Source organism: Parabacteroides sp., assembly GCF_977054455.1.
This window is the reverse complement of record NZ_CDRTCT010000026.1, coordinates 62,219-86,924: the sequence shown is the minus strand read 5'-3', so window position 1 is coordinate 86,924 and position 24,706 is coordinate 62,219. Positions and strand designations below refer to the sequence as shown.

The following is a 24,706-nucleotide window of genomic DNA, read 5'->3' as shown; positions in this document are numbered from 1 at the left end:
GTACTACAGAAGGATTTGTCAACAAATTAAAGATGATTAAAAGAATGTGTTATGGACGAGGAAGCATAGAACTACTCAAAAGAATGATGATTTGTGTATAAGGCAGCAAAAGTGAACAAGACCCATTTGAATTAAATGGGGTATAAATTCGAAATAGATGCGGTAGTAGTTTCGATTTGGACCAATGCCTTTTTTGAAAATATGACAATAAGGGGATAAGGGCGCAAGCTATGGCGTCAATGTTCCATATTCGGCAACCACGTGTCTACTGGAATAGGGGTTTCAGGTACGTTTTTTCCGGTTTCGGGATTTTATTTCCGTCCATAACCGAACAGGACTTTTACTTTTGGGCGGAATTTAAAAGAAGTGTTATGAAGATAAGATTACATCCAGTTCTGTTTGCCTGTGTTGCTTTGTTGCTGGCATCCTGTAAAGGTAAAGATGTGGAGCAAGAATCGGGTATAGAGGTGAATACAGCCCGGGTATCGCCTGTTTCCTTTGAAGGCAATACGGAGTTTGCCTTTATTGCCCAACCGTTCCGGATCTCGGAGCTTTCTTTTCGTGTGAGCGGTCCGATCGACCAGTTTGACGTGTATGCCGGTAGCCGGTATACGCGTGGAAGTATCATTGCCGGGATCGATCCGCGTGATTTCCGGATTCGCCGGAACCGTGCTGAGGCGGCCTATCTCCAGGCAAAAGCCGAATATGAACGTGTGCGGATCTTGTTTGAGAAAGAAAACGTGGCGGCCAGTGTTTATGAGAAAGCGAAAGCGGATTATGTGTCGGCAAAGTCGTCTTTCGAGATAGCCGTGAATGAATTGGAAGATACGAAGCTGGTAGCTCCGTTCAACGGATATGTAGGAGAAGTTTATCTGGAAAAGTTTCAGGATGTAAAGGCTTCGCAGCCTGTGATTTCCTTTATCGACATCGACCGCCTTAAAATAGAAGTCTATGTGACACAGGATATCGCTTGCTCCATACGACCCCGCGATACGATTCGTCTGCGTTTCGACACACAGCCCGACCGGCTTTATACGGCAAACGTTGTCGAGGTGTCCAAAGGAACGACCCGTAACAACCTGTCATATTTATTGACAGCCATTCTTCCGAATGAAGAAAACCGGTTGCTGTCCGGTATGTCGGGTAAGGCTTTACTGCAATCTGCTCCTGTGGTTTCCGGGAGTATCTCTGTTCCGCAGGCGGCTCTTTGCCATCGTCCTTCGGTGGGCGATTTTGTCTGGGTGGTGAGTCCTGAAACAAGCCGTGTTACCCGACAGTCCGTAACGGTCGGCGAGTTATTGCCGGACGGGACTGTCCGGATCGAGGAAGGGTTGCGAGTGGGTGAAATGGTGGCGACAAGCGGGCTTCGTTTCTTGTCGGACGGTAGGAAAGTATCAATTTCAGAAAAAGGGAAACGATGAAGCTGGTAAAGTATTTTCTGCAAAAGAAAGCAGTCACGATACTGTTGTTGGTCTTGGTCCTGGCCGGAGGACTTTTCTCGTATGCCAAGATGGGGAAGTTGGAAGACGCTCCTTTTACGATCAAGCAGGCTTTGGTGTTGACGCCTTATCCCGGCGCATCCCCGATGGAAGTGCAGTCACAGGTGACGGATGTGCTGGAAGAGGCGATCCAATCGCTCGGCGAACTCTATTACCTGAAGACGGAGAACCGGGCTGGCCTGTCTAAGATCACGGTCTATGTGAAAAAGGAAATCCGGGCCGACGAGATGCAGCAGTTGTGGGACAAGTTGCGCCGGAAGGTGAACGATGTACAGGGAAAGTTGCCGGCAGGAGCCGGAACATCTATTGTAAATGACGATTTCGGCGATGTCCTGGGCGTGTTTTACGGTCTGACCGGAACCGGGTACACGTATCGCGAACTGGAAGACCAGGCCAAAGGTGTCAAGAATGAGCTGCTGAAGGTCAAGGATGTTGCCAAAGTTGAAATATACGGAGTCCGGACGCCGACAATCGATGTGTCCGTCAGTCCTTCCGTGATGGCGCGTAGCGGCATTACGACCGCCGACATCGCCCGTGCTTTCGATGCCCAGAACCGGGTAGTGGATGCCGGGGGGATCGATGCCGGGCAGAACCGGATCCGGATCGAATCGACCGGAAATTTCTATTCGCCGGACGATATCCGGAACCTGACGATTGTCTCGCGTACCGGAGAATATTTCCGCTTGGCCGATATTGCGACTGTCGAAGAAAGCTATCAGCAACCGGCTTCCAACCTGATGCGGATAGACGGTCGCCCGGCTGTCGGTATCGCCATCTCTACCGTCCCGACTGGAAATGTGGTGGACATGGCGGAGGCGGTGAAAGCGCGTATCGGGGAGTTGTCCGAAAGTATGCCGGAAGGATTCGAACTGCAATCCATATATGATCAGGGATATGAATCGGATGTGGCCAATCAGGGTTTTATCCTTAACCTGATCATATCGGTCGTTACCGTGGTGGCGATCCTGTTGTTCTTTATCGGATTCAAGAATGGAATCCTGGTCGGGAGCGGATTGGTCTTTTCTATTTTTGCGACTTTGATCGTCATGTTCGGATCGGGAATAGCACTGCAACGCATGTCGTTGGCTGCCATTATCATCGCGATGGGAATGCTGGTCGACAATGCGATTGTGGTGTCGGACTCGGCATTGGTCAACATGCAGCGTGGCATGCGTAAACGAGTGGCGATTATGCGGGCCTGTTCGGCAACGGCGCTTCCTCTGTTGGCGGCTACCGTGATTGCGATCCTGACGTTTTTGCCTATTTATTATTCGCCTCATATCACAGGTGAGCTTTTGTCTTCGCTGGTGGTGGTTATCGGTGTTTCCCTGATGTTCAGTTGGGTGTTTGCTTTGACACAGACCCCTTTCTTTATCCAGGAGTTCGTGCGGCGTCCTCGTCCTGAGGAATTGCAGGATTCGTTGTTTTCCGGTCGATATTATGAGAAGTTCCGCTCTTCCCTGCATTGGGTGATACGGCACCGGACGGTTGCGATCGGTAGCCTGGTCGTGATGCTGGTCTTTTCGGCCTGGAGCTTCAAGTTTATCCCGAAAGTGTTTGTCCCGGCGTTGGACAAGCAGTATTTCACCTTGGATGTCTGGTTGCCGGAAGGCGTGAAGATCGAAGAAACGGATCGATTGGCAATGGAGATGGCGGACTATATCCGGGGATATGAACAGACGGAGATGGTTTCGACGTATGCCGGACGTACTCCTCCGCGCTATTATCTGTCCAACGTCTCGTTCGGCCCGCAGTCCAATTATGCGCAAGTCCTGGTCAAATGCAAGTCTTCCAGGGAGTCGCGCGAATTGCATGCTTTGTTGCAAGATTCGATCCGTACCCGTTTTCCCGGTCCGCTGATCAAAGTCAATAAGTTCGAATTGAGTCCGCTTACGGAGGCGGTGATCGAAGCCCGTTTTCTCGGACCTGATCCGTTTGTGCTGGATTCGCTGGTAGGGGAAGCGATCGAGATCATGCGCCGTAATCCGAAGGTGGCCGATGCCCGTAATGAGTGGGGAAATATGTCGATGATGATCCGTCCGGTCTATGATCCGGTCAAAGCAGGAGCGTTAGGCATAACCAAAGCTGCGATGATGGAGTCCGTCAAATCCATCAACGACGGAACGGTGGTCGGTGTCTATCGTGATAACGAGAAAAAGGTTCCCGTCTTGTTGAAATCGGATGGGGCGGAAGTGGCGGATGTCCGTTCGCTTGGGAGCTTTTCCGTGTGGAACGGCGAGCGGTCGGCTCCCTTGTCGCAGGTGACGGAGCGGATCGAAACAACCTGGGAGTTCCCGCAAGTGCGCACCTACAACCGGCAATTGTCCATGGCGGCGATGTGCGGCGTGAAACCGGGACATACGATGGCGGAAGTGCATGGCGAGATTCGCGATGAGGTGGAACAGATGAAGTTGCCGGAGGGATATACTTTTTTCTGGGATTCCCAATATAAAGATCAGAGCGAAGGTTTACAGGCTCTTGCCAAGTTTTTCCCGCTGGCATTCCTGATGTTGGTTGTGATCTTGGTCGCCCTGTTCGGCAACTTCCGACAACCGGTTATTATTCTCTGTGTGTTGCCATTATCGCTGATCGGAGTGGCGATCGGAATGTTATTGACCGGTTTCGATTTCGGTTTTTTCCCTATTGCCGGTTGGTTAGGGCTGTTGGGGATGATTATTAAGAATGTGATTGTCCTGCTGGATGAAATCAACGTACAACGTAAGAACGGCGTTGCCCCCTATACGGCGGTTGTCGAGGCTACCGTGTCCAGGACACGTCCGGTGCTGATGGCTGCAACTACCACTATCCTTGGTATGGTACCGCTGCTTTTTGATGTGGCATTCGGTGGAATGGCGGCTACCATTATTTTCGGATTGACGTTTGCTACACTGCTGACCTTGTTTGTAACTCCGGCACTGTACACGCTATTTTATAAGGTTAAAAAAGAACAGATATGAGAAAAAAGCATCTATTGATAAGTGTGTTCCTGATCTATACCGGATTTTCTTATTCCCAGCAAAGTCCGTTGCTCGAAAAATACCGTTCTATGGCTTTGTCATACAGCCATGATCTTAAATCGGCAGAGAAGAATATCTCTGCCAGCATCGAACTGGAAAAAGCGGCGAAGGCGGACTGGAAACCGAAGTTGTCCGGAAATGCCGATTTCCAGTATATCGGGCAGCCGTTGCAATTGACATTGGCTCTTCCTTCTCTGGAACGGCCGATGACGTTCGAAGGTCGTGATCTGAAATACGGGGCTTCTCTTTCTTTGCTCCAACCCATTTATACGGGAGGGCGGATTCTGGAATCGATCCGTATGGCCGGACATCGCCATTCGTTTGCCGCCAATCAGGAAGAACTGTTCCGTTCGGCTGTTTGCTATCAGACGGATATGCAATATTGGAATACGGTAGCACGCAGAGAAATTGTCGATGTGGCCCTTGATTACCGCAATTCGATGGCTACTCTGGCTCAGACGATTCGCGAGCGGGTAGAGGCGGGCTTGGTCGACCCGCAGGAGCTGTTGATGGTCGAGGTTAAGCAAAATGAGGCGGAATACCGGCTGTTGCAGGCTCAGAGTGATTTCGAGACAAGCCGCATGGCTCTCAACTCATTGATAGGAGTGAATTTGCAGGATACGACCGAGATGGATCGGAGCATCCCGGAAGTCTGTTACACGAACGATATCTGGATATCGGACGGAACAGGTCGGCCGGAGATACGCATGGCATACGATCAATTGAAAATGGCGGAAAGTGCGTTGAAACTGACGGATTCCCGATACAAACCGCAGTTATACATCGGGCTTGACGGAAGTTACTCGTCTCCCGGTTATGATTTCCGCGCGGATTTGGATCCTAACTATGCGGTATATGCCAAATTGTCCGTACCTTTGTTCGAGTGGGGGAAACGCCGCAACGAGAAGCGGGCTTCGGCAATGAAAATCGGTATGGCAAATGACCGGATCAACCAAGTCGAAGACCAGGTGAACCTCGAAGTACAGACGGCCCGAACTTCTTTGTCTCAAGCACTCGAACGGGTCGATCTGGCTGAAAACTCGCTTGAAAAAGCATGTGAGAACGAACGGATGGCCTTGGAACGTTACGCGGAAGGAAAAATATCGGTTGTGGAAGTGATAGAAGCGCAAGCATATCGACAGACTTCGCAATTGGATTATGTACAGGCCAAGGTGCTTGCACAGGGGTATTATTCGGGATTGATAAAAGCGTTAAACAGATATTGATTGTGTGTGAAGTGATATATTCTCTTATTTGGATGAAACGGGTATGAAATGGAATGCAATTTTATATGGTTTGTTGTTTTCCGGGTTAGGGGCTTTTTCCTATCTCTTACTCGTTAATTATACGGAACTTTCCGCCCACGTGGCGGATGTTCTGTATTCGAAGGGCGCGTTTGTTTTTTTTATTGCCGCCTTTAATGTCTTGGGGTATTCGACGTTGCGGATCAGTTCGTGGATGAATAGCCAGTACGCGTTGAATATCCGGAAAAGATGGAAGATTGTTTCGATTTATGCGGTCGTAATGTTGCTGTTTCTCTTATTGAATTACAGTTTGCTGGTGGTTGCCAAGATATTGGTCGGAATGAACGATCCGCTAATCTTCCCCAATGGCGGATGGCGTGTTCTGCTGCTCGTCTGGCTGGTCGAGTTGGTCATCTTGGGCTTATTGTTGGCAAACCGTTCTATCCAGAGCACCTTGAAATTGCAGCAGGAGGCCGCCGCGTTGCAGAAAGAAAACAATACGGCTCGTTATGCGGCTCTACAAAGCCAGTTAAACCCTCATTTCCTGTTTAATAGCCTGAATACGTTAATAGCCGAAATCGAGTATAACCCTGATAATGCGGTCCGTTTCACGAAAAACCTGTCGAGTGTGTATCGCTATGTCTTGCAAAGCCAGGACAAGACGCTGGTCTCTCTCGCTGAAGAATTGGAATTCCTGGATTCTTATCTGTTTTTGCATAAGGTGAGGTTGGGGGATTGCATCAGTTGTGTATGCGATATCCCTGCCGATCTGGCTGAAGCTATGCTTCCTCCGCTTACCTTACAGTTGCTGGTGGAAAATGTGATTAAGCATAATACGATCACATCCGCCCGGCCGATGAAGATCGATATTTTCTTGGAGGAAGGCCGTCTGGTGGTCGGTAACCTGGTGCAACCCCGGAAAAGCCAGGAGTCGTCAGGTGTCGGGTTGAAAAACCTGTCGAACCGGTGTAAGTTGATGTTAGGGGAGGAGATACTGGTCTTGCATGAAAAAGAACTGTTTATTGTAAAAGTACCGTTGTTGATATGAGTAAATTGAATGTAGTCATAATAGAAGATGAGGTACCCGCTGCCCGTCTGTTGAATTCGATGGTGACACGCTTGCGTCCTGAATGGAACGTGGTCGTCCTGCCGGGCAGTGTCGACGAAGCGGTCTCGTGGTTTCGCAAGCATCCGCATCCGGATATAATCTTTCTCGACATCCAGTTGGCGGATGGGAATTCGTTCGATTTCCTTTCGGCGGCGAACCCTTCTTCCGTGATTATTTTTACGACTGCCTACGACCAGTATGCCATCCGCGCCTTTTCAGTCAATAGCATCGACTATATCTTGAAACCGGTAGACGAAAAGCGGCTTTCGGATGCCATTCAGAAGTATGAGACGATGATCGGAAACGGTTATGTCAAGTCGCAGGATTATCTGGATATGCTTCTCGATACGTTGCAAAATAAGGAGAAGCGCTATCGTTCCCGCTTTCTGATTTCAGGAGTCGATCGTTTCTGGACGTTGCGGGTAGATGATATAGCCTATTTTTATTCGGAAAACAAGGTGACGTTTGCCGTTACGAAAAACGCCCAGGAGCATATTGTCGATTTGTCCCTTAATAAATTGGCGGACCAGTTGGATCCCGCCCGTTTCTTCCGGGCTAACCGGCAGATCATCGTTTGTATAGATGCCATTGACCACGCGGAACCTTATTTTAACGGGAAGATCGTGGTAACGGTACGTCCGCCTTATAAGACTAAAGTGACGGTTAGCGAAGAAAAACTGTCGGCATTCAAATTGTGGCTTAATTTTTAGTATTTTTGCCTGTATCATTTAAAATGCTGCCTTATGAAAGAAATCAAGTTGGAGACAAGAATCCGGATCTATCCTCTTGCTGAATTGCCGGATGAGGAATTGCCGTTGATGGAAGCTGCCATAAAAGCGACCGGACAATCGTATGCCCCTTATTCGAAGTTCCATGTCGGAGCGGCGGCTCTGTTGGAGGACGGCACGATCGTGACCGGCAGTAACCAGGAAAATGCCGCTTATCCTTCCGGCCTGTGTGCCGAGCGGGTGACGTTGTTTCATGCCGGCCATCAATATCCGGATATGCCCGTTATCGCCTTGGCCATTGCCGCCGTGACGAATGGCCGCCAGGTCGAGAGCATTTCCCCGTGCGGGGCGTGCCGCCAGGTCTTGTTGGAAACGGAGCAACGTTATGGCAAGCCGATGAAAGTCTTATTGTGTGGAAAGAAAGAGGTCGTAGTGGCCGAAAGTGCCGAGTCGTTGCTGCCGCTTTGTTTCGGGGCAAAAGATTTAGAATAAAAAAGAAGGAGCGCCATCTGTTGCCATGACGCTCCTTTTTAATATTCAGTTACTTCCCGTCCGGGATCAGATACCCAATGACGCTTTGATCGCTTCGATCTTTTCTGCTCCTGCTTTTTCGGCAGCCGGCAGTTCGTCGAGGCTCTTCACTTTGGAATGGACTTCGCAATAGAACTTGATCTTCGGTTCCGTGCCGGAAGGACGGATAGATACTTTCGTTCCGTCTTCAGTGAAATATTGGAGGACGTTGGAAGTTGTCGGCATATCCAATGTCAATGTTTCGTTTTCTACATAATCTTTGCCTTTCAGGGATGCGTAGTCGTAGAATAACGTGACTTTGGAACCTGCGATTTCCTGCAACGGGTTTTCACGGAAGTGCTTCATCATCGCTTCGATCTCTTCAGCACCGCTCTTTCCTTTCTTTACAACGGAGATGCCTTTTTCTTTAGAGAAACCATACTGAACGTAGATGTTCTGCAATAGCTGGTACATCGTGATGCCCTGGTCTTTCGCCCAGGCTGCGATTTCGGCCAGGATGGCACAAGCGGAAACAGCGTCTTTGTCGCGAACGAAATCTTCGCACAGGAAGCCGTAGCTTTCTTCACCGCCACCGATATAATTTTTCTTGCCTTCGTTCTTCTTCATGACATCGGCGATCCATTTGAAGCCGGTGTAAACATCGTACACTTCGACACCGTTCTTCTCCGCGATCGTACGGATCAGTTCGGTCGTGACGATTGTCTTGACGATATATTCCTTGCCGTTGATCTTGCCCAGTTCTTTCCAGCGGGTGATGAGGTAGTAGACGAACATCAAAGCAGTCTGGTTGCCGTTCAGCAATACCCATTCGCCTTCGTTGTTCTTGACGGCTGCACCTACGCGGTCTGCATCCGGGTCGGAAGCAAGCACCAGCTCTGCATCCGTTTCCTTGGCTTTTTCAACTGCCAGAGCCAATGCGGCCGGTTCTTCCGGGTTCGGAGAAACAACGGTAGGGAAGTCACCGCTTACTACGTCCTGTTCGGGTACGTGAATGATATTCGTGAAGCCGAATGCTTTCAATGTCGGCGGGATAACCGTTACGCCTGTTCCGTGGATCGGCGTATAGACGATCTTCATATCGTGGTGGCGTGCGATAGATTCCGGTGACAAAGAAATCTTTGTCAGGTCGTTGATATATTGTTCGTCGATTTCCTTGCCGATGATTTCGATCAGTTCCTTGTTCCCTTCGAACTTGATTTCGCTGGCATTGCGGATTTTGTTAACTTCGGCAATCGTATTCTTGTCATGCGGGGCGATCATCTGGGCGCCATCGTCCCAATACGCCTTGTACCCGTTATATTCTTTCGGATTGTGCGAAGCAGTCAGGATAATACCGCTCTGGCATCCCAACTTGCGGATGGTATATGACATTTCAGGAGTCGGACGAAGGTCTTCGAACAGATACACCTTGATGCCGTTTGCAGAGAAGATGTCGGCAGAGATTTCAGCAAATTTGCGGCTGTTGTTACGGCAGTCATGCCCGATTACAACTTTGATCTGGTTCAGATCGGCAAATTCCTTTTTCAGATAGTTGGATAAGCCTTGTGTGGCTGCCCCTACGGTGTAGATGTTCATACGGTTTGAACCTACTCCCATGATGCCTCTCAACCCACCTGTACCGAATTCCAGGTCTTTGTAGAACGATTCGATCAGTTCCGTCGGATCTTCGTTGTCTAACAGAGCCTGCACCTGTGCACGTGTTTCAGCGTCATAACTTTTAGTAAGCCAGCTTTGCGCCTTGCTTCTTACCATTTCTAACAGTTCCTTGTTTTCCATGACCTATATGTCTTGCTTTTAATTTAAAGAAATCCTGATTTTGAAATGAACAAAGATACAAATAAATTGATAATTCCCAAGATTCAGGCTTTTTATTTACCAGACAAAAGGATGCTCGTACTCCGACCGGTTTCCGGCGGCATCCGTAACGGTTAGTTTGAGGGTGTGTTTCCCTCTTTCGAGCCGTTCCTTGTCGAACTTGTAGGTAATGACCGATTTGCTGTTCATCTCGAACAGGACGTATTGCCCGTCTATCTCTCCCCGGTAGGTTTGCACGCCGCTCAGGTTGTCGGACAGGCGGAAGACGAATGCCTGTTTGCTGATCCACGTGCCGGCACCCAACGGGGTGATCGTCGGCGCTTTGATATCTTGCCCGATCGTATAATGGCCCAGTTCTTTGATCGTGCCGTCGATCCAGCCGTTCCGGTAAGTGCCGCCGATCCAGGATTGACGGCCTTTCTGAGTGCGGACGATACCATATTGCTGCTTGTTTTCCAATGTGTCGATCCGTAAACGCAAGGACAGTTGCGCCGAGCTGTGAAGCGGGACGGGGCGGTTATGCAGCATGTGCGTATCAGCCAGTGCCGTGCTGTCTTCCTTTACCGAATAACGGAAATACAGATCGTCGTACAGATTGCCTTTCGGGATCGTCATCCGGATGCCTTTTGCTCCGAACCGGTTGTCGGCCATCCAATGAAACAGTTCTGTACCTTCGGTCTCGATCTCCGGAATCTCCTGCTCTTTCCCTTCTATCCAAACGGAGAGGCGGGCGGTGTTGCCGAATGCATCGGCAAGCGTGTACGTGAGATGATAGGTTTTTTCTTCTTCTATATGAATGATCCCCCGGTTGATGCTTTCGCTGAAACGCAGGCGGTTGCCCGGTTCGACGAAACTGCGCATATAGAAGGAACGGCGGTCTTTCCATTCCTCATAATCGACGTAGCTGTTCAAATAGCGGGTCTCGTCGAACGCAAAACGGTCCAGGTTGCTATGGTAGATCGTCTGGCTGTCCAGACGGAGGGTAATATCTTTCACTCCGTAGATGTTTGTCGTATTATCCATATAATCGTAGGCTTTGACCGCCAGCCCGACTTCTCCCCATGCTTCGATCTTGCCGGTGATGGTTTGCTTGCCGTTTTTGGCCGTGACCGGTTTCAGCTCCAGTTTACGGTTGCTGCCGTTGACCACTCCTTTGCCCTGTTGCGGACAGACCAGGATTCCCTGTATTTTCGGTGCGCGGGTGTCGGTTATCTTCTCCTTGAAATATTCGATCGGGTCGAGGACCTCTTCGCTTTCCGTGTCGCGCACTTCAAAATGGAGATGCGGGCCGCCCGAACTTCCGGTGTTTCCACTGTAGGCGACAATTTCTCCTTTTTTGACCGGGAGTTGGTCCGGGTCGAGGAACAGGTTCACGTTGAAGCTTTCCTGTTCGTATTGCTGCGCCTTGATATATCGGGCGATGGAAGGGACGAATCGTTGCAAATGGCCGTAGACGGTCGTCGTCCCGTCCGGATGTGTCAGGTATAAGCCGTTTCCGTATCCCCACGGACTGACGGATATGCGTGATACATATCCCTCCTGTACGGCGTGAACGGGTTTCCCTTCCACCCCTTGTGTCTTAAAATCTATTCCGGAATGAAAATGGTTGTTGCGCAACTCCCCGAAGTTACCGCTCAACAAGATCGGGAAATCGAAGGGTTGACGGAGTTGTTGGGCGCTTATTGTCTGTATGCAAAAAGCCAGTATGGCGATATATAGTTTGTACATATTGTATGTGTATTTGGAAAAACAAAAGTAATCATTTATTTCAATAGTAGAAAGTCGACGATCAAGGGGAGATGGTCGCTGTAGCCGCCTTCGTATTTGAAACCGTAGTAGGTGCGGAAAGGGCGTTCGCCTCGCCAGGTTTTATCTTTTGTAAGCAGGAATGGCGGGGAGAAGATACGGGCGCTTCCTGGGATGACCTGCATCCGGGAGGTGGTGTCGGCGAGAGAGGACGACAGGATGATTTGATCTAACTGGCTCCATTCCCCTTGATATTTATGACTGCCCGGAAGACCCGGCCTGTTCCCGGCAAATAGATTGTATAGATGGAGAGACGGACTGGCATCCGTCCGGAGTTCCATAGGCATGGAACCGGAATCGGACAGGCATGGAATTGGAACCGGATGGGCATCCAATATTTCCCGGATACTCGTGTCGTCCGGCGTATCATTAAAATCTCCCATGATCAGGATGTGCGGGGCTGGACGGAGGCTATGGATCGAGTCGCATAATGTGCGCAGGGTCCGTGCCGCATCCGAACGGTCCGGTTCGCTTTCTTTTTCTCCTCCGTAGCGGGAAGGGAAGTGGCAGACAAAAACATCGATCCGGTCTCCGGTAATCACATCTCCCCATACATGCAGGATATTGCGGGTATGCTTATGCTGTTGGCGGGTAAAACGGACAGGGTGCTCCGTGTGCCCTTGGTAGCGGAACTTGTCCCGCTGGTAAAGCAATGCCACGTTGATGCCTCGCGTGTCTTGTCCGTGCGTCATGCAATAGCGGTAATGTTGCCGGCGGAGCGGAGTGAAGTCCAGAAGCCGGACAAGTACGGAATCGTTTTCTACTTCACAAAGTCCGATCAAAGCCGGCGTGCTCCATTCTCCCGCTGCCGTGATGACTTTTGCCAGCTGCTGTAATTTATGGTAAAATCGTCCGGGTGTCCAGTGACGGTTGCCGGAGGGAAGGAAATCATTGTCGGCGGCAAGCGGATCGTCTTCCGTGTCGAACAGGTTCTCGACATTGTAGCTCATCACGCGAAAGTCTGTCTGTCCTTGTGAAGACAAGGAAAACAATTCCAGGATAAAAAACGTCATAGTTAAGATCCGGGTCATATCGTTTTATTTTGTTCCATCTTCTTTCGGTACGAATTCGTAGGCTCCGATATCGGGACCGTCGTTTGTCAGGCGGTTTATGCCGTAGCGGTCCACCGGATATTGTTGCGTAACGAAGATATCCGCTTTTCCCACTCCTAAGGTGGTTGTCGAATCCGGACGGAAATCAAAGCGGTATTTGTTCTTTTCGCCACCTTTTAACCTGTAGGACGGACTGGTATTGGTGAACAATACCTCTTTGAAGCGGTCATTGTTGCTGCCATTCGTTTTGATTACGCAATGGTTGAACAGGTATTCGAATGATGCCGCACCGTCGACGGATAGATTGAGTTCTCCTTTATATGCATCCTTGCCGGCATCGAAACTGCCGTCGATGATGCAATTGTCGAATGTCGCTTTGAGCGGATAAGCCTCTTCATTCGCATTGTTTGCCATCGTGAGGCAAGACGTGTAACGTTTTTCCAATGTCATGAAATTGGCAAGCGTGCAATGGATGAACCGGTATTCTCCGCCGATCAGCACGACGACGCCTCCTCCGGCATTCGTCAATTCCGTATTGGCCACTTCAATATTGCAATTGAGTGCGAAGAACAGGTTTTCTCCCATATTCGTGATCTGGGAATTGCTTAATTTCAGTTTGGATTCGTCCGGAGACGACTTTTCGAACGTCAGTCCTGTTTTCCCGTTTCGCACGATTACATTGTCCATGATATTATGGTAGCTTTCCGTCCGGAAGAAAATGCCTCCCCATTGCGACGGGGTCCGGTCGTAGGGCAGGATATCGTTCAGAATGAAATCCAGGCGGTCCCCGCGGAAGACAATCGGCTTTTCGCGTGTCCCTTTGGCCAGCAATGTTCCGTATGTGATAACCTTCGCGGTGTCGTGCATATAGAACGTAACGCCCGGATCGATGCTGAGCGTGATATCGGGAGAAATAACCAGGCTGTCATATATAAGGTAAGGCCGCTCGGCTGTAAAATGCGTGTCCTGTGTCAGGATAAGCCCGTTTTTATGCAGGTTTACGTTTTGCCCGTATGCTTCGAGGCGGACGGACTGTTTGACCCCGTTTGTGGTGAAGATGATGGAATCGTCCACCAGCAACGGTTGGTTGGAGGCGTTCGGATTGACGGTCACTTCCACAAAAACATACAAACTGTCGTTTGCCTGTATCCTTACATCCTGGAAATGGTCGCCTTTACGCCCGTCCACGTTGATGCGGAAGCCGGTCTCTTCACCGCTCGCCAACAGGATCTCGCTGATCAGCAAAGGCTGGTCGTTGCGGTTGTAGATCATGAACTCTTTGGTTGCGGAGCCTATCGTGGTGAAAACCGTATCGAAAGAAAGCGTGTCGACCGAGAAGCTCAGCCGATGGTTGGGGTTACTCGAATAGTTCTCGTCCAGCCCGTCGCACGACAACAGGTTGAGTATTATAAAGAATAATATGAGTAACGGAGCGGCTAATTTTTTCATTTCATTAATTATTAATAGTCCAGGTAAATCTTATTTACCATATAATGTCAATAAGAAAACAAATTTATCATAAATAAGTTTTCGGGCATTAACATAAAAAAAGAGGAAAAACATCCGTCAAATGTTAATCCTCTTTCTATAACGGGAAATGTACCGTTTTATTTTGCGGGGATGCTCTTTAATAGTTCGAGCAAGTGGGACCACCACAAGCCGACGGTATCAATCTGTATGCGTTCGTTGGGAGAATGGACGTCGCGAAGCGTCGGTCCGAATGAAATCATATCCAGATTCGGATATTTTTCAAGGAACAAACCGCATTCCAATCCTGCATGGATCGCCATGATCTTGGCATCTTTGTTGAACAATCGTCTATAGGTTTCCTGTGCCACTTTCAGAATCTTTGAATCCGGATTAGGCGCCCAGCCGGGATAGCCGTCGCCATGAGTGACGATTGCGTCTGCCAGTTTGAAAACGGATGCGACCTGGTTGGCGATCATATTCTTGCATGATTCGATGGAACTGCGCTGGCTTGTGCCTATGATGACCGTATCGTCCGGCCCCATCTTGACGGATGCCAAGTTGGTGGAAGTCTCGACCAGGCCTTCGATGTCGTGGCTCATGCCGATTACGCCGTGCGGGCAAGCGTGCAATGACAAGATGATCTTTTGTGCCCATAAATCGCTTATGCATGTATCCGGCCGGTCTGTCGATTCCATTGAAATCCGTACATTCGGATCGACGTGTTTCAGTTCGTTTTCAATGTCTGCCGTGTAGTGGTTCAAGAGGATGCGTGCTGTCTCCTTGTCTTCCGGATACAGACCGATGACGGCCTGTGCCTCACGGGCGATGGCATTGCGGAGGTTACCGCCTTGGATAGAGCAAAGATTGAAATCTACCTCGTTGTTCAACAGGTAAAGATAGCGGACCAATATTTTATTTGCATTACCCAAGCCTTTATGTATTTCGCCACCGGAATGTCCGCCGTTCAACCCTTTCACTTCGATTTTGAAATATTGCATGTCCGGATTGGTCTCGCGTGATTCGTAATGGAACACCGCTTGCGTGTCTTTACCGCCTGCGCAGCCCATAAAGATTTCACCTTCGTCTTCGCTATCGAGGTTCAGCAGGATATCGCCTGTCATGAATCCTTTTTCGAGTGCTTTGGCTCCGGTCAGCCCGGTTTCTTCGTCTACGGTGAAAAGGCATTCGATCGGCCCGTGCTCGATATCGTCCGAAGCGAGGATGGCCAGTTCGGCGGCTACACCGATGCCATTGTCGGCTCCCAAAGTCGTACCGTTGGCACGAAGCCAGTTCCCGTCGACGATTGTCTCGATCGGATCATGGTCGAAGTCATGTGCGGTCCCGTTGTTCTTTTCACAAACCATATCCATGTGGGATTGCAGAACGACTGTCGGCAGGTTTTCTTTGCCGGGAGTAGCCGGTTTGGACATCAGGATGTTGCCTGCGGCATCTTTTTTGATGGCTATTTTATACTGTTTGGCGAACGATTCAAGGAACTCGATCATTTTTCCTTCTTTTTTTGAAGGACGGGGCACTTGTGTTACCTGGTGGAAGAACTTCCAGACGATTTCAGGCTTTAAATCAGTAATCTTCATAATGTTACAATATATTATAGATGTTACTCTATAGTTAATAATACCAGTGCAAACAGGGGGTTGTATGAAAAAAAGTACAATTAAATATCAAAAACATACTTTCCAATCACTTAAACTCTTATATTTGCGTCCACAAATATAGAGAAAATGCTTACAACGTTATTGATTACCGTCATAATTCTTGTTATTTGTGTTGTGTTGCTCAGTGTAAAAGTTCTTTTCAAAAAGGGAGGGAAGTTCCCGAATACACACATTGAGGGTAACGCGGCACTAAGGGAGAAAGGTATATGCTGTGCTAAAACCCAGCATAAGCGCGATGGTTTGCGGAAGAATCTATATGATAAGATAAAGGAAATAGAAGAATAAAATAAAATAAAGATTTAATTTACACTTTATGAAGAACATTAACTACGTTATTAATGGTGTGCTCGCGGTAGCTGTCATAATCTTGTTTGTTATGCAGTTTTCCAGTAAAAAAGAATCAACAGTAGCTCCGGCTTTCACAACGGAGGGAGATTCTACTAATTTGCTCCCTGTAGCATATGTGAATGTAGACTCTCTTTTATCGAATTACAACTATTCGAAAGATCTGAATGAACGTATCCTCAAGATGCAGGAAGATTATCGTTTAGATATGACCCAGCGGTCAAATGCCTTACGGACTGAGTTGAATGATTTCCAACGTAAATATGAGGCCAATGCTTTCCTTACCACGGAAAGGGCGCAGCAAGAAGGAAACCGTTTGCAGAAAAAGCAAGAGGAACTTCAGAACTATGCGGCTAAGAAAGAACAGGAATTGGCCGCCAAGCAGATGGAACTGAACGGACAGCTTCGCGATACGATCGTCGCCCAGTTGACGACTTTCAACCAGGCAAAAGGTTATCAGATCATTTTCAGCAATACAATGGGTGACAACATTTTGTTATCTAATCCGGCATACGACATCACTGCCGAATTTCTCGAAGTGCTGAATAAAAACTACTCTTCCGGCAAATAAAGAAATCAGAAGTACATAGGAAAAGGCTGCCTGGCGATATGCGAAGGCAGCCTTTTTGCGTTGTGGGATCATGGTTTAGCGTTAGGTTCCGTAACTCTATGCTTTAGGTTCCGTAACCCTATGCTTTAGACTCCGTAACCCTATGCTTTAGACCTCGTAACCCTATGCATTATTCGGGGCTTTTCTTGTGCCCGGTCGTCCGATAGGTTTTGCGATATGGCTTGTCGGGTTTTCCGAATTTCTTCCTGAACCAGAAATAGTAGCCGGTTATGGCAAAGACAGCTCCTAAGAGTGAAACAAGGCAGCTTAATATCCGGGTAGCCATTCCTCCCCATGTTCCGGCATGGACGGAATAGATCCATCCTCTTATTTTGGCGGATTCGGGAAGGTCCTTGTATAATAGGGCTTCGGTGATCCTGCCGGTAGCCGGGTCAAAGGAATAACGGTCGCTCCCTCTTGTATTTCCATAGTTGGCGGTAGAAACCGTTGCCGATCCGTCCTGGATGGCGATCGATTGATATTCAGGGTAACGGCTTTGTAAGCCGGCCAGGACTTCGCCCCATTGTGTGTAATCGGTTTCAGGGTGTCTCTTCGTTCCTCTGTCACCTGCCGTTTTCTGAGGAGCGGCAGATGCCGGGGCGTGAGCCTGTTGGGAAGTCGTACTGATACCGAACACGGTATAGAACGCGTCACGATACCAACCGAACGACCAGGTCAAGCCGGTTAATGCCAGGACAAGCAAAAGTAAAGCCGCATAAAAACCTCCGGAGACATGCAGATCGTAAAGGAAGCGGAACCAGCCGGCTTTCGTTTTTATTTTGAGCCGGTTTTTCAGCACTTTCTTGTTTCTCGGATACCAGATGACAAGTCCGCTTATGATAATAATAGCCAGTGCTAAGGTCGAATATCCGACAACAGCTTTGCCCCGGCTGAAACTTCCATCCCGTTTGTATTCGTCCAGCAGCCAGCGGTGAAGGCGCATCATCTTCATAAAGAACCCTTTCCCATCGTCTATGCCGGTGATTTCTCCGGTGTAGGGGTTGATAAAGCAAGCAGCCTTTTTCCCGGGTAAAATCAGTTGGTAGGTCCGTTTGGGGTCGGAGGGAACCCGTATTCCGTTTATTTTGATGGAGCCGGGAAGTTGCTTGCGGGCGGTATCCATGAGCGCGGCCGGCGAAAGCGGTTCGCCTTTTGCCTCTTTGACGAAATAGCGGGAAGGATAGCAAAGCTCCAGTAGCTCCGTTTCGAACGCCAGGATTGCTCCTGTCAGGCAGACGATCGCGATGATGATACCGAAAGGTATCGATAACCATACATGTATTTTCGCAAAGAACTTTTTCATTGGGCTGTCAGTTTGCCGATACCGGTTATTTGGGTAGCTTCGACTGTTACGCCTTTTGTAGCACTGGCGTTAGCCGGATCGATCTTGTAGATGGCAGGATGGCCTTCGGTTGTCGTTATGGCGATGTAAGCCTTGCCGTCTTCAACGTGTATCGAGTTTCCGAAACCGGAGATTATATCGGTCGAAGGAAGTCCGGTCACGTAAGTCAACTTTTCGGCTCCGGCTTTGAATACGGCCAACTGATTTGCCGTATAGCCTGTTTCGCTGAATGGACGGTCGTACATCAGCAACAGGAAATAGTCTTCTGTTATATGCCAGCTGCGGAGGAAGGAGTTGCCGTTGCTCTGCGCCTCCAGGTTACAGTAGTAATCGTCAAAATCTTCGCTTCCGTTCGGGATGCGCACTACACCGGCCGGCAAGTGGGTCTGCTGACGCGGGTCGGTCATCGTTTTGGCATAAGACGGTGAGAATACATAGATGTCGCCGTTGTCGGCTGCCCAGATCATCTGGTAATATTGCGATTTGAAACGGCCGCAAGCGTAACTGATCTTATCGGTCTTGATGATTTTCTTATTTGTAAATGTCTCGTCGTCGAAGATGGCAACCCAACAGGAATTCGGATATTGTGTCCACAATAGCTCGTCTTTTTCGTAAGCGCTGCTGTTCGAGCCTCCGGATTCGGTTTTCACCAAGTCTTCGTTACCCGGCAGGATCCATTTCCCGTTTCCGTCTTTTGTCCCGTACTGGCTTAATCCCATCGGTACGGCCACGCTATAGATCTTGCTGTTATGTTCCAAAATGCCTGCTAATGTTACATATTCGCCATTGCCTAAGAAGTTTTCGGACAGATAGGCTTTGTTCTTCGTGTCGTTGTCCGTCTTTGTCTGGGCGGCGACATCCAAAAGGGAAACCAGGAATGACTGGGGAACGTAGCCGTTCTCGTCGGCCCATTCCGTCGGGCCGTCACCTGAAGAAAGGGTCATGATGTATTTGTCGTAAACCCCGTAGGTGGTGAAGCGTTTGACCTTATAGCTCTGTGAGCGGGCTTCGAGTCCGCCGTCCGCATTCAGGATATACGAGCGTGTGTCTCCGGCATTTCCCTGATTGTAAGTCAGGCCATACAAATACCGGTCTTTATAGAAAACCCATTGTGTGGCTCCGTCATTCACGAGGCCGTTGTTCAACGTCGTGACGGTCCCTTCGTCCACACTTTCGGCTGTAAGCAGTACGTTGGTCGTATTTCCGGATGCCGTTGTGGAAGCGGGGATTACGAACGTGTTTTGGGTTTCGTCTTTCCCTCCTTCGTCCGGTACCGGAATATCGTTGTCACTACAGGAAGCAAACAGTCCACCCGCCAGCAAGGCTGCGGCAATACCGGTCAATAAATGATTCTTTTTCATCTTGCAATAAATGTATTTATATTTAATAACTGTGATAATTGAATTAATTTCCGAAATAGACTCTCACTTTGCCATAGAAAGCGCGTCCGGCTTTCTGCAAACTGAAGTTGTCGTACAGGTCTTCGTTTGTAAAGTTGCGGCATTCGAACGACACGTTGTACCGTCCGTTCTGAAGGCTGTAGGAGAGAGATAGATTGTGGGAAAACTGGTTCGGTACGACATAGTCGTTGTTTTTCGATCCGATAGCGGCCGAATAGTAAGTAAAGCTGTGCAGGTATTGATTGTCGTAAGTCACGGTCAGCACATTGCCCTTTTTCCAGAGGTTACGCCAGTAGAACGACAGGTCGGCATCCGCAAACCGGTAGGGGAGGTTCGGCATCCGTTCCCCGTAGGCCAGGTTTTCGGCGCTGCCGGTAATGGAGGTCTTCATTTTGTCGCGTACGTCCATCTGGGTAAAATTGCCGCCTACGCTTACCAGGTCTGCGAAGTTGTAGCGGGCGGAAAGGCTAAACCCCTTTGTCTCGACCTTGCCGTAGTTGATATAGGTCGCCGCTTGTCTGCCGCCACTCAAATCAGTGATGTTACGTTGTATGTAATCTTTCGTATTACGGTAGACCACTCCTCCTTCCACATACAAGGTATGTTTTCCGAATGTCTTGTTGTAGCTCAGGTTGAGGTTTATGTTGTCGCTGTTTTCCGGTCGGATGCTCAGTTCGCCCATTTCCAGGTCTTCGTCACCAAACATCTCTTCGATGGTCGGCAGGCGATAAGCCTTTTCGTAAGACAGCTTGGCCTGCAGGCCTGTCAGGATGAAGTAGGTTCCGGCCGCTCCGTATCCGAATGAGTTGACGGAACGTGTCTGGCGTGCATATTCGTCCTGCGTGCTCGATGTTGCCATCGGGCCTGCTACAAATTGGTCGTAGTATTTACCGAAAGCGGAAAAGTTCCAGTGTTCGGACGGCATCAACCGGTAGGAAAGGCCCGAAATGTTTTTACGGGTTTCTTTGGCAATGGCGCTTTTCATCTCTTCGGTCGCAAGCAGGGAGGTGTTGGAACGATGGAAAGTGTTCAACACATGATTGAAGGTGAACGTGTGTATTTTTCCGACCCGGTAATTGAGCGTCAACGTGCCGTTCCAGTTATGGTTGTCTGCCCGTGAATGTTGTCTTGACTGTTCTCCGGCGGAGTTCATCAGGCGTTTATCTCCACGCCAGTTGTATTCGTAAGAAGAAGTGTCCACGTTGGTCGTAAGGTTTTTATTGTAGTTGGCGGTCAGCACGATGTCCAGCCCTTTGGCGAACAGGTTGCGTTTGCCATATTCCAGCGAAGGCATCAGGGAGTGTCCTTTGCGGTGCTTTTGCCCGTAAACGATTTCCTGTCGCACACCGGTCTGTATGTCCTGATACATATTGGAATAGGTGAAACCCAGCAACAGCCGGTCCGCCCATTTCTTGTCTACGATCCCCAACTTGCCGATGACCGCTTCGTTGTGGTAGGTATCGTTGAAGCGTTTCACCCGTTCCTTCTTGCTTCTGTCGATGCTTCCGGTCTCGAAGTTTTCCACCGGAGCGTTCACGTAGTAGTCATTGTCCGAATAGTTTTGGAAAGCATTGATTTCGTAGGTGAATCCGTTTTTGAACGTTTGCCCGAAATTCACGTAAGACTTGTGTGTGTTGAAAGAACCATAGGAATAGGAGGCGTCTACAAACCACCTGTCCCGTTTCTTTTTAGTGATGATGTTGATCACGCCCCCGATCGCATCCGTACCGAAGCCTACCGGGACCACGCCTTTGTAGATTTCGATGCGTTCGGCAAAGTTGACCGGGATGTTGTTCAGTCCGAACGAACTTCCCACACCTTCCTGCGGCACACCGTCGATAAATATTTTAACGTGCTTGCCACTGAAACCGTCCAGCGTAAGTTGCATGTCCGAACCGACACCTCCGGATTCACGCACTTTCATTCCCGGCGCTTTGGCCAGTGCCTCGCTCAGGCTTCTGTTGGAATTTTGCAGTTCTTTCGTATCGAGTGCTACGGCATTGAATGCCGAACGTTTCAAACGGCTTATTCCGTTTGAGACAACGACCACTTCGTCCAGTTCCGTCGATTGCGGAGTAATGGTGATATCCTGCCTGGTCCTTTCGCCGCCGGCAAGTTTCACCGGTTGCTCAACCGTCTTATAGCCGATGGCGGATACGACTAATGTATAGTCGCCGGCCGGAGCTTTCAGATGGTAAATGCCTTGTTCGTCGGTTGTTCCGCCATACGTGGTTCCTTTCAGGTAGACCGTTGCGAAATCTATGGTTTCTTTATCCGTAGATATGATTTTACCTGAGATCATCGCCTTGTCTTGGGCAGAGGCGGAGATCGCAGTCAAGAGGAATATGAATAGACCGGAAATTTTAAGAATAGTCGCTTTCAATTTATAAAGAGTTTTGTATCGTTAGTAAAACGCTGCAAAGGTCTTTATAAATGGAAAGCGCATCAATCGCGGATTTTAGGTAATTTGATTGTTCCTGTAATTGCCATTTTGACAATGCTTCTAACTATATGTAGGTATTTTTCGCCTTTAGTTTTCTTTTTTAGGGGCGACAAATGCCGTGTATAGCTGAAGCAAGGCGGAAATGGTCAGGCAGATCACCCATTCTTTCCGTCCGCTGAACATCAGGGCGGAAGCGAATATGCACAGCAATCCCGCAAATATATTGTAACGGTGCAACCTGCGTCTGCGAAAATCCATATCCTTGGTAGGCATTGTCAGGTAACTGACCGCTATGCCGGCCGCCCCGACGGCGAACAGGTAAGGAGCTATTACCGGCAATGCTAAATATAATCCCGCACCGGCGAGTAACAGCAAGGCGGAGATATTGAAAACGATTGTTCTTGCTTTTTCGTTCATTTATTTATTCTTAATAATGTACACATCCTCGTTCGACTTTTTCATGAAATATTCTTCACGGGCAAAACGTTCGAGGCCTTCCTTATCCGTATGCAGATCGTTCAGCTTTTTGCTGTTGATTTCGATCTCCTTCTGGTAATGCTTGATTTCCTTTTCCAGGCTGCGGATCTTTTCATCATAGGTATAACGCTTATACAGACTGCTATCGCCCATTGCAAATGTCAGAGCGAAGAACACGATGGTTACCAGCCAATAGGCATTGATCCTGGATAGATACTTGTTGTAAAAGTCTTTTATGCGTGACATAGGAACTTCGTTTTTGCAAAGGTAAATGAATTATTTTGTTTATCTTTGTCTTGTTAATAAAAAAGCAGAGAATGGATAATTATATTGTATCGGCAAGGAAATACCGTCCTTCTACTTTTCGTAGTGTGGTAGGACAGAAGTCCTTGACAACTACACTTAAAAATGCAATACAAAGTAACAAGCTGGCTCATGCCTACCTCTTTTGCGGCCCTCGTGGAGTGGGTAAGACTTCTTGTGCCCGTATCTTTGCCAAGACGATCAATTGCCTGAATCCGACTGCCGACGGAGAAGCCTGTAACGAATGCGAATCCTGCAAGGCCTTCAACGAGCAGCGTTCTTATAATATCCACGAGCTCGATGCCGCCTCCAATAACTCGGTTGACGACATCCGTGCCCTGATCGACCAGGTGCGCATTCCGCCTCCTATCGGAAAATACAAGGTCTTTATTATCGATGAGGTGCATATGTTGAGTTCGGCGGCTTTCAATGCGTTTCTGAAAACTTTGGAGGAACCGCCCCATCATGCCTTGTTCATTCTGGCGACGACGGAGAAGCACAAGGTGCTGCCGACTATCCTGTCCCGTTGCCAGATATACGACTTTTCGCGTATCTCGATTGCCGATATGGTGGAACATCTGGAATACGTCTCTTCCTGCGAAGGGGTGACGGCTGAACCGGAAGCCCTGAATGTGATTGCCCAGAAAGCGGATGGCGGTATGCGCGACGCATTGTCCATCTTCGATCAGGTGGTCAGCTTTACGAATGGGAATATTACCTATCAGGCAGTTATCGATAACCTGAATGTCCTGGATTACGAATATTATTTCCGGTTGACGGATGCAATGCTTTCCGGGAATGTCCGGTCTGCCATCCTGATCCTGAATGATATATTGAGCAAAGGATTTGACGGACAGAATATCATAACCGGTCTGGCATCGCATTTCCGTGATTTGCTGGTTTGCAAGGATGAGGCTACTTTGATCCTGTTCGAAGTGGGAGCTTCTATCCGTGAACGTTACAAGGAGATGGCGAAGCGTTGTTCCGACGGGCTGTTGTTCAAGGCGATCGAACTGGCAAATACTTGTGACCTGAATTACCGGGCCAGCCGGAATAAACGCCTGTTGCTGGAGCTTACGCTTATCCAGCTTTGCCAGTTAAGCGGTGCCGGACAACCGGCCGATGATAAAAAAAAAGGGCTGATTGAGCCGATCGCATCCAACGGACCGGGGCAGGCTACTGCCCAACCGCAATCACAACAGGCTGTAGCGGCTCAGACGTACACCGTACAATCCGCCCCTCCTTTGCAACGCCCGGTACAATCTCCGCAGGAAATGACCGGGGCGACTTCCCGTCAACAGGTAGTTCCCACCCATGTGCCGCCTTCTCCGACTGTTATTCCGCAGGCTCCTCCGGCGTCTGTACCCAAGAGAGTGGCGCGTCCGCCTCAGTTCGGCACTTCCATCAAAGAGATAGGGGTGGAGCATCCGAAAGCGCAGGCGGCGACGCAGACTGCTACCGTGGTGCAGGAAATGCAGAGCCCTTTCAGCCAGGAGGCATTGGTACATTACTGGGATGTTTATGCCTCTACGATTGATAAGAAGGTATATCTGAAAAATACGATGATCAACTGTAAGCCGGTCTTGCAGGATAACTATTATTTTGAAGTCTGTGTGCATAATCCGGGCCAGCAGGATGAGTTGACGAACAATTGTATCGATATATTGAGTTATCTGCGGGTGCAGTTGAAGAATACCCGTATTCAGATGCGTGTCCGTATAGATGAAACGAATCAGAAACATTTGGCCTATACATCGGCAGAGAAGTATGAACACTTGCTGAATATAAATCCGGTTTTGGCTAAGTTGAAGGACGAGTTTAATCTAACGCTCGACTGAGC

19 protein-coding genes are annotated in these 24,706 nt (G+C 49.0%); 9 read left to right on the top strand and 10 right to left on the bottom strand.

Annotated elements, in window-relative coordinates; genetic code table 11:
* Positions 1-371: 371 nt before the first annotated feature.
* The 6 genes from ACW6QF_RS13995 to cdd are packed head-to-tail and all read left to right on the top strand — an operon-like array spanning position 372 to position 8,088.
* Entirely contained in the window at positions 372-1,421 is a 1,050-nt protein-coding gene (locus ACW6QF_RS13995; protein ID WP_456088272.1) for an efflux RND transporter periplasmic adaptor subunit, read from the top strand.
* Entirely contained in the window at positions 1,418-4,456 is a 3,039-nt protein-coding gene (locus ACW6QF_RS13990; RefSeq protein ID WP_456088271.1) for an efflux RND transporter permease subunit, read from the top strand. Before ACW6QF_RS13995 ends, ACW6QF_RS13990 begins: the two co-directional genes overlap by 4 nt.
* Entirely contained in the window at positions 4,453-5,742 is a 1,290-nt protein-coding gene (locus tag ACW6QF_RS13985) for a TolC family protein (protein ID WP_456088270.1), read from the top strand. Before ACW6QF_RS13990 ends, ACW6QF_RS13985 begins: the two co-directional genes overlap by 4 nt.
* A gap of 43 nt (positions 5,743-5,785) precedes the next feature.
* Positions 5,786-6,808, top strand: a complete 1,023-nt coding sequence (locus ACW6QF_RS13980; RefSeq protein ID WP_456088269.1) for a sensor histidine kinase — start codon at positions 5,786-5,788, stop codon at positions 6,806-6,808.
* Positions 6,805-7,578 carry a LytR/AlgR family response regulator transcription factor gene (locus tag ACW6QF_RS13975; protein WP_298550806.1) on the top strand — a complete coding sequence of 258 codons (774 nt, stop codon included), beginning with the start codon at positions 6,805-6,807 and terminating at the stop codon, positions 7,576-7,578. The genes ACW6QF_RS13980 and ACW6QF_RS13975 overlap by 4 nt, the downstream gene beginning before the upstream one ends.
* A gap of 33 nt (positions 7,579-7,611) precedes the next feature.
* Positions 7,612-8,088, top strand: a complete 477-nt coding sequence (cdd, locus tag ACW6QF_RS13970; protein WP_456088268.1) for a cytidine deaminase — start codon at positions 7,612-7,614, stop codon at positions 8,086-8,088.
* A gap of 66 nt (positions 8,089-8,154) precedes the next feature.
* On the opposite strand, the gene ACW6QF_RS13965 is transcribed toward cdd, so the two are convergent.
* The 5 genes from ACW6QF_RS13965 to ACW6QF_RS13945 form a co-directional block, all read right to left on the bottom strand.
* Positions 8,155-9,903, bottom strand: coding sequence for a phospho-sugar mutase (locus tag ACW6QF_RS13965; protein WP_456088267.1), 1,749 nt, complete (start codon positions 9,901-9,903; stop codon positions 8,155-8,157).
* Between the two features lie 96 nt (positions 9,904-9,999).
* On the bottom strand, positions 10,000-11,670 hold the full coding sequence (locus ACW6QF_RS13960) for a peptidoglycan DD-metalloendopeptidase family protein (RefSeq protein WP_456088266.1): 1,671 nt from the start codon (positions 11,668-11,670) through the stop codon (positions 10,000-10,002).
* 35 nt (positions 11,671-11,705) lie between these two features.
* On the bottom strand, positions 11,706-12,779 hold the full coding sequence (locus ACW6QF_RS13955; protein WP_456088265.1) for an endonuclease/exonuclease/phosphatase family protein: 1,074 nt from the start codon (positions 12,777-12,779) through the stop codon (positions 11,706-11,708).
* A 6-nt stretch (positions 12,780-12,785) separates the two neighbouring features.
* Positions 12,786-14,249 carry a hypothetical protein gene (locus tag ACW6QF_RS13950; protein ID WP_298550796.1) on the bottom strand — a complete coding sequence of 488 codons (1,464 nt, stop codon included), beginning with the start codon at positions 14,247-14,249 and terminating at the stop codon, positions 12,786-12,788.
* A gap of 158 nt (positions 14,250-14,407) precedes the next feature.
* Positions 14,408-15,865 (bottom strand): aminoacyl-histidine dipeptidase, encoded by a 1,458-nt coding sequence (locus ACW6QF_RS13945; protein ID WP_456088264.1) that lies wholly within the window; start codon positions 15,863-15,865, stop codon positions 14,408-14,410.
* 147 nt (positions 15,866-16,012) lie between these two features.
* Between ACW6QF_RS13945 and ACW6QF_RS13940 the strand changes: the two genes are divergently transcribed.
* Positions 16,013-16,231, top strand: a complete 219-nt coding sequence (locus ACW6QF_RS13940; protein WP_298550793.1) for a hypothetical protein — start codon at positions 16,013-16,015, stop codon at positions 16,229-16,231.
* Positions 16,232-16,259: 28 nt separating this feature from the next.
* On the top strand, positions 16,260-16,862 hold the full coding sequence (locus ACW6QF_RS13935; protein ID WP_288651146.1) for an OmpH family outer membrane protein: 603 nt from the start codon (positions 16,260-16,262) through the stop codon (positions 16,860-16,862).
* Between the two features lie 169 nt (positions 16,863-17,031).
* Here ACW6QF_RS13935 and ACW6QF_RS13930 read toward each other — a convergent pair whose 3' ends face one another.
* From ACW6QF_RS13930 to ACW6QF_RS13910, 5 genes are all read right to left on the bottom strand, one after another.
* Entirely contained in the window at positions 17,032-18,204 is a 1,173-nt protein-coding gene (locus ACW6QF_RS13930) for a PepSY-associated TM helix domain-containing protein (protein ID WP_456088263.1), read from the bottom strand.
* Complete coding sequence (locus tag ACW6QF_RS13925; RefSeq protein WP_456088262.1) at positions 18,201-19,604, bottom strand: DUF4374 domain-containing protein; 1,404 nt, start codon at positions 19,602-19,604, stop codon at positions 18,201-18,203. Before ACW6QF_RS13925 ends, ACW6QF_RS13930 begins: the two co-directional genes overlap by 4 nt.
* Positions 19,605-19,647: 43 nt before the next feature.
* Positions 19,648-21,945: a TonB-dependent receptor gene (locus tag ACW6QF_RS13920; protein WP_456088276.1), complete on the bottom strand. Its 2,298-nt coding sequence runs from the start codon at positions 21,943-21,945 to the stop codon at positions 19,648-19,650.
* Between the two features lie 228 nt (positions 21,946-22,173).
* On the bottom strand, positions 22,174-22,503 hold the full coding sequence (locus ACW6QF_RS13915; protein WP_456088261.1) for a hypothetical protein: 330 nt from the start codon (positions 22,501-22,503) through the stop codon (positions 22,174-22,176).
* Complete coding sequence (locus ACW6QF_RS13910; RefSeq protein WP_298550781.1) at positions 22,504-22,809, bottom strand: FtsB family cell division protein; 306 nt, start codon at positions 22,807-22,809, stop codon at positions 22,504-22,506. It lies immediately after the preceding gene.
* A 71-nt stretch (positions 22,810-22,880) separates the two neighbouring features.
* Between ACW6QF_RS13910 and ACW6QF_RS13905 the strand changes: the two genes are divergently transcribed.
* Positions 22,881-24,704 carry a DNA polymerase III subunit gamma/tau gene (locus tag ACW6QF_RS13905; protein WP_456088260.1) on the top strand — a complete coding sequence of 608 codons (1,824 nt, stop codon included), beginning with the start codon at positions 22,881-22,883 and terminating at the stop codon, positions 24,702-24,704.
* The last annotated feature ends 2 nt before the right edge of the window (positions 24,705-24,706 follow it).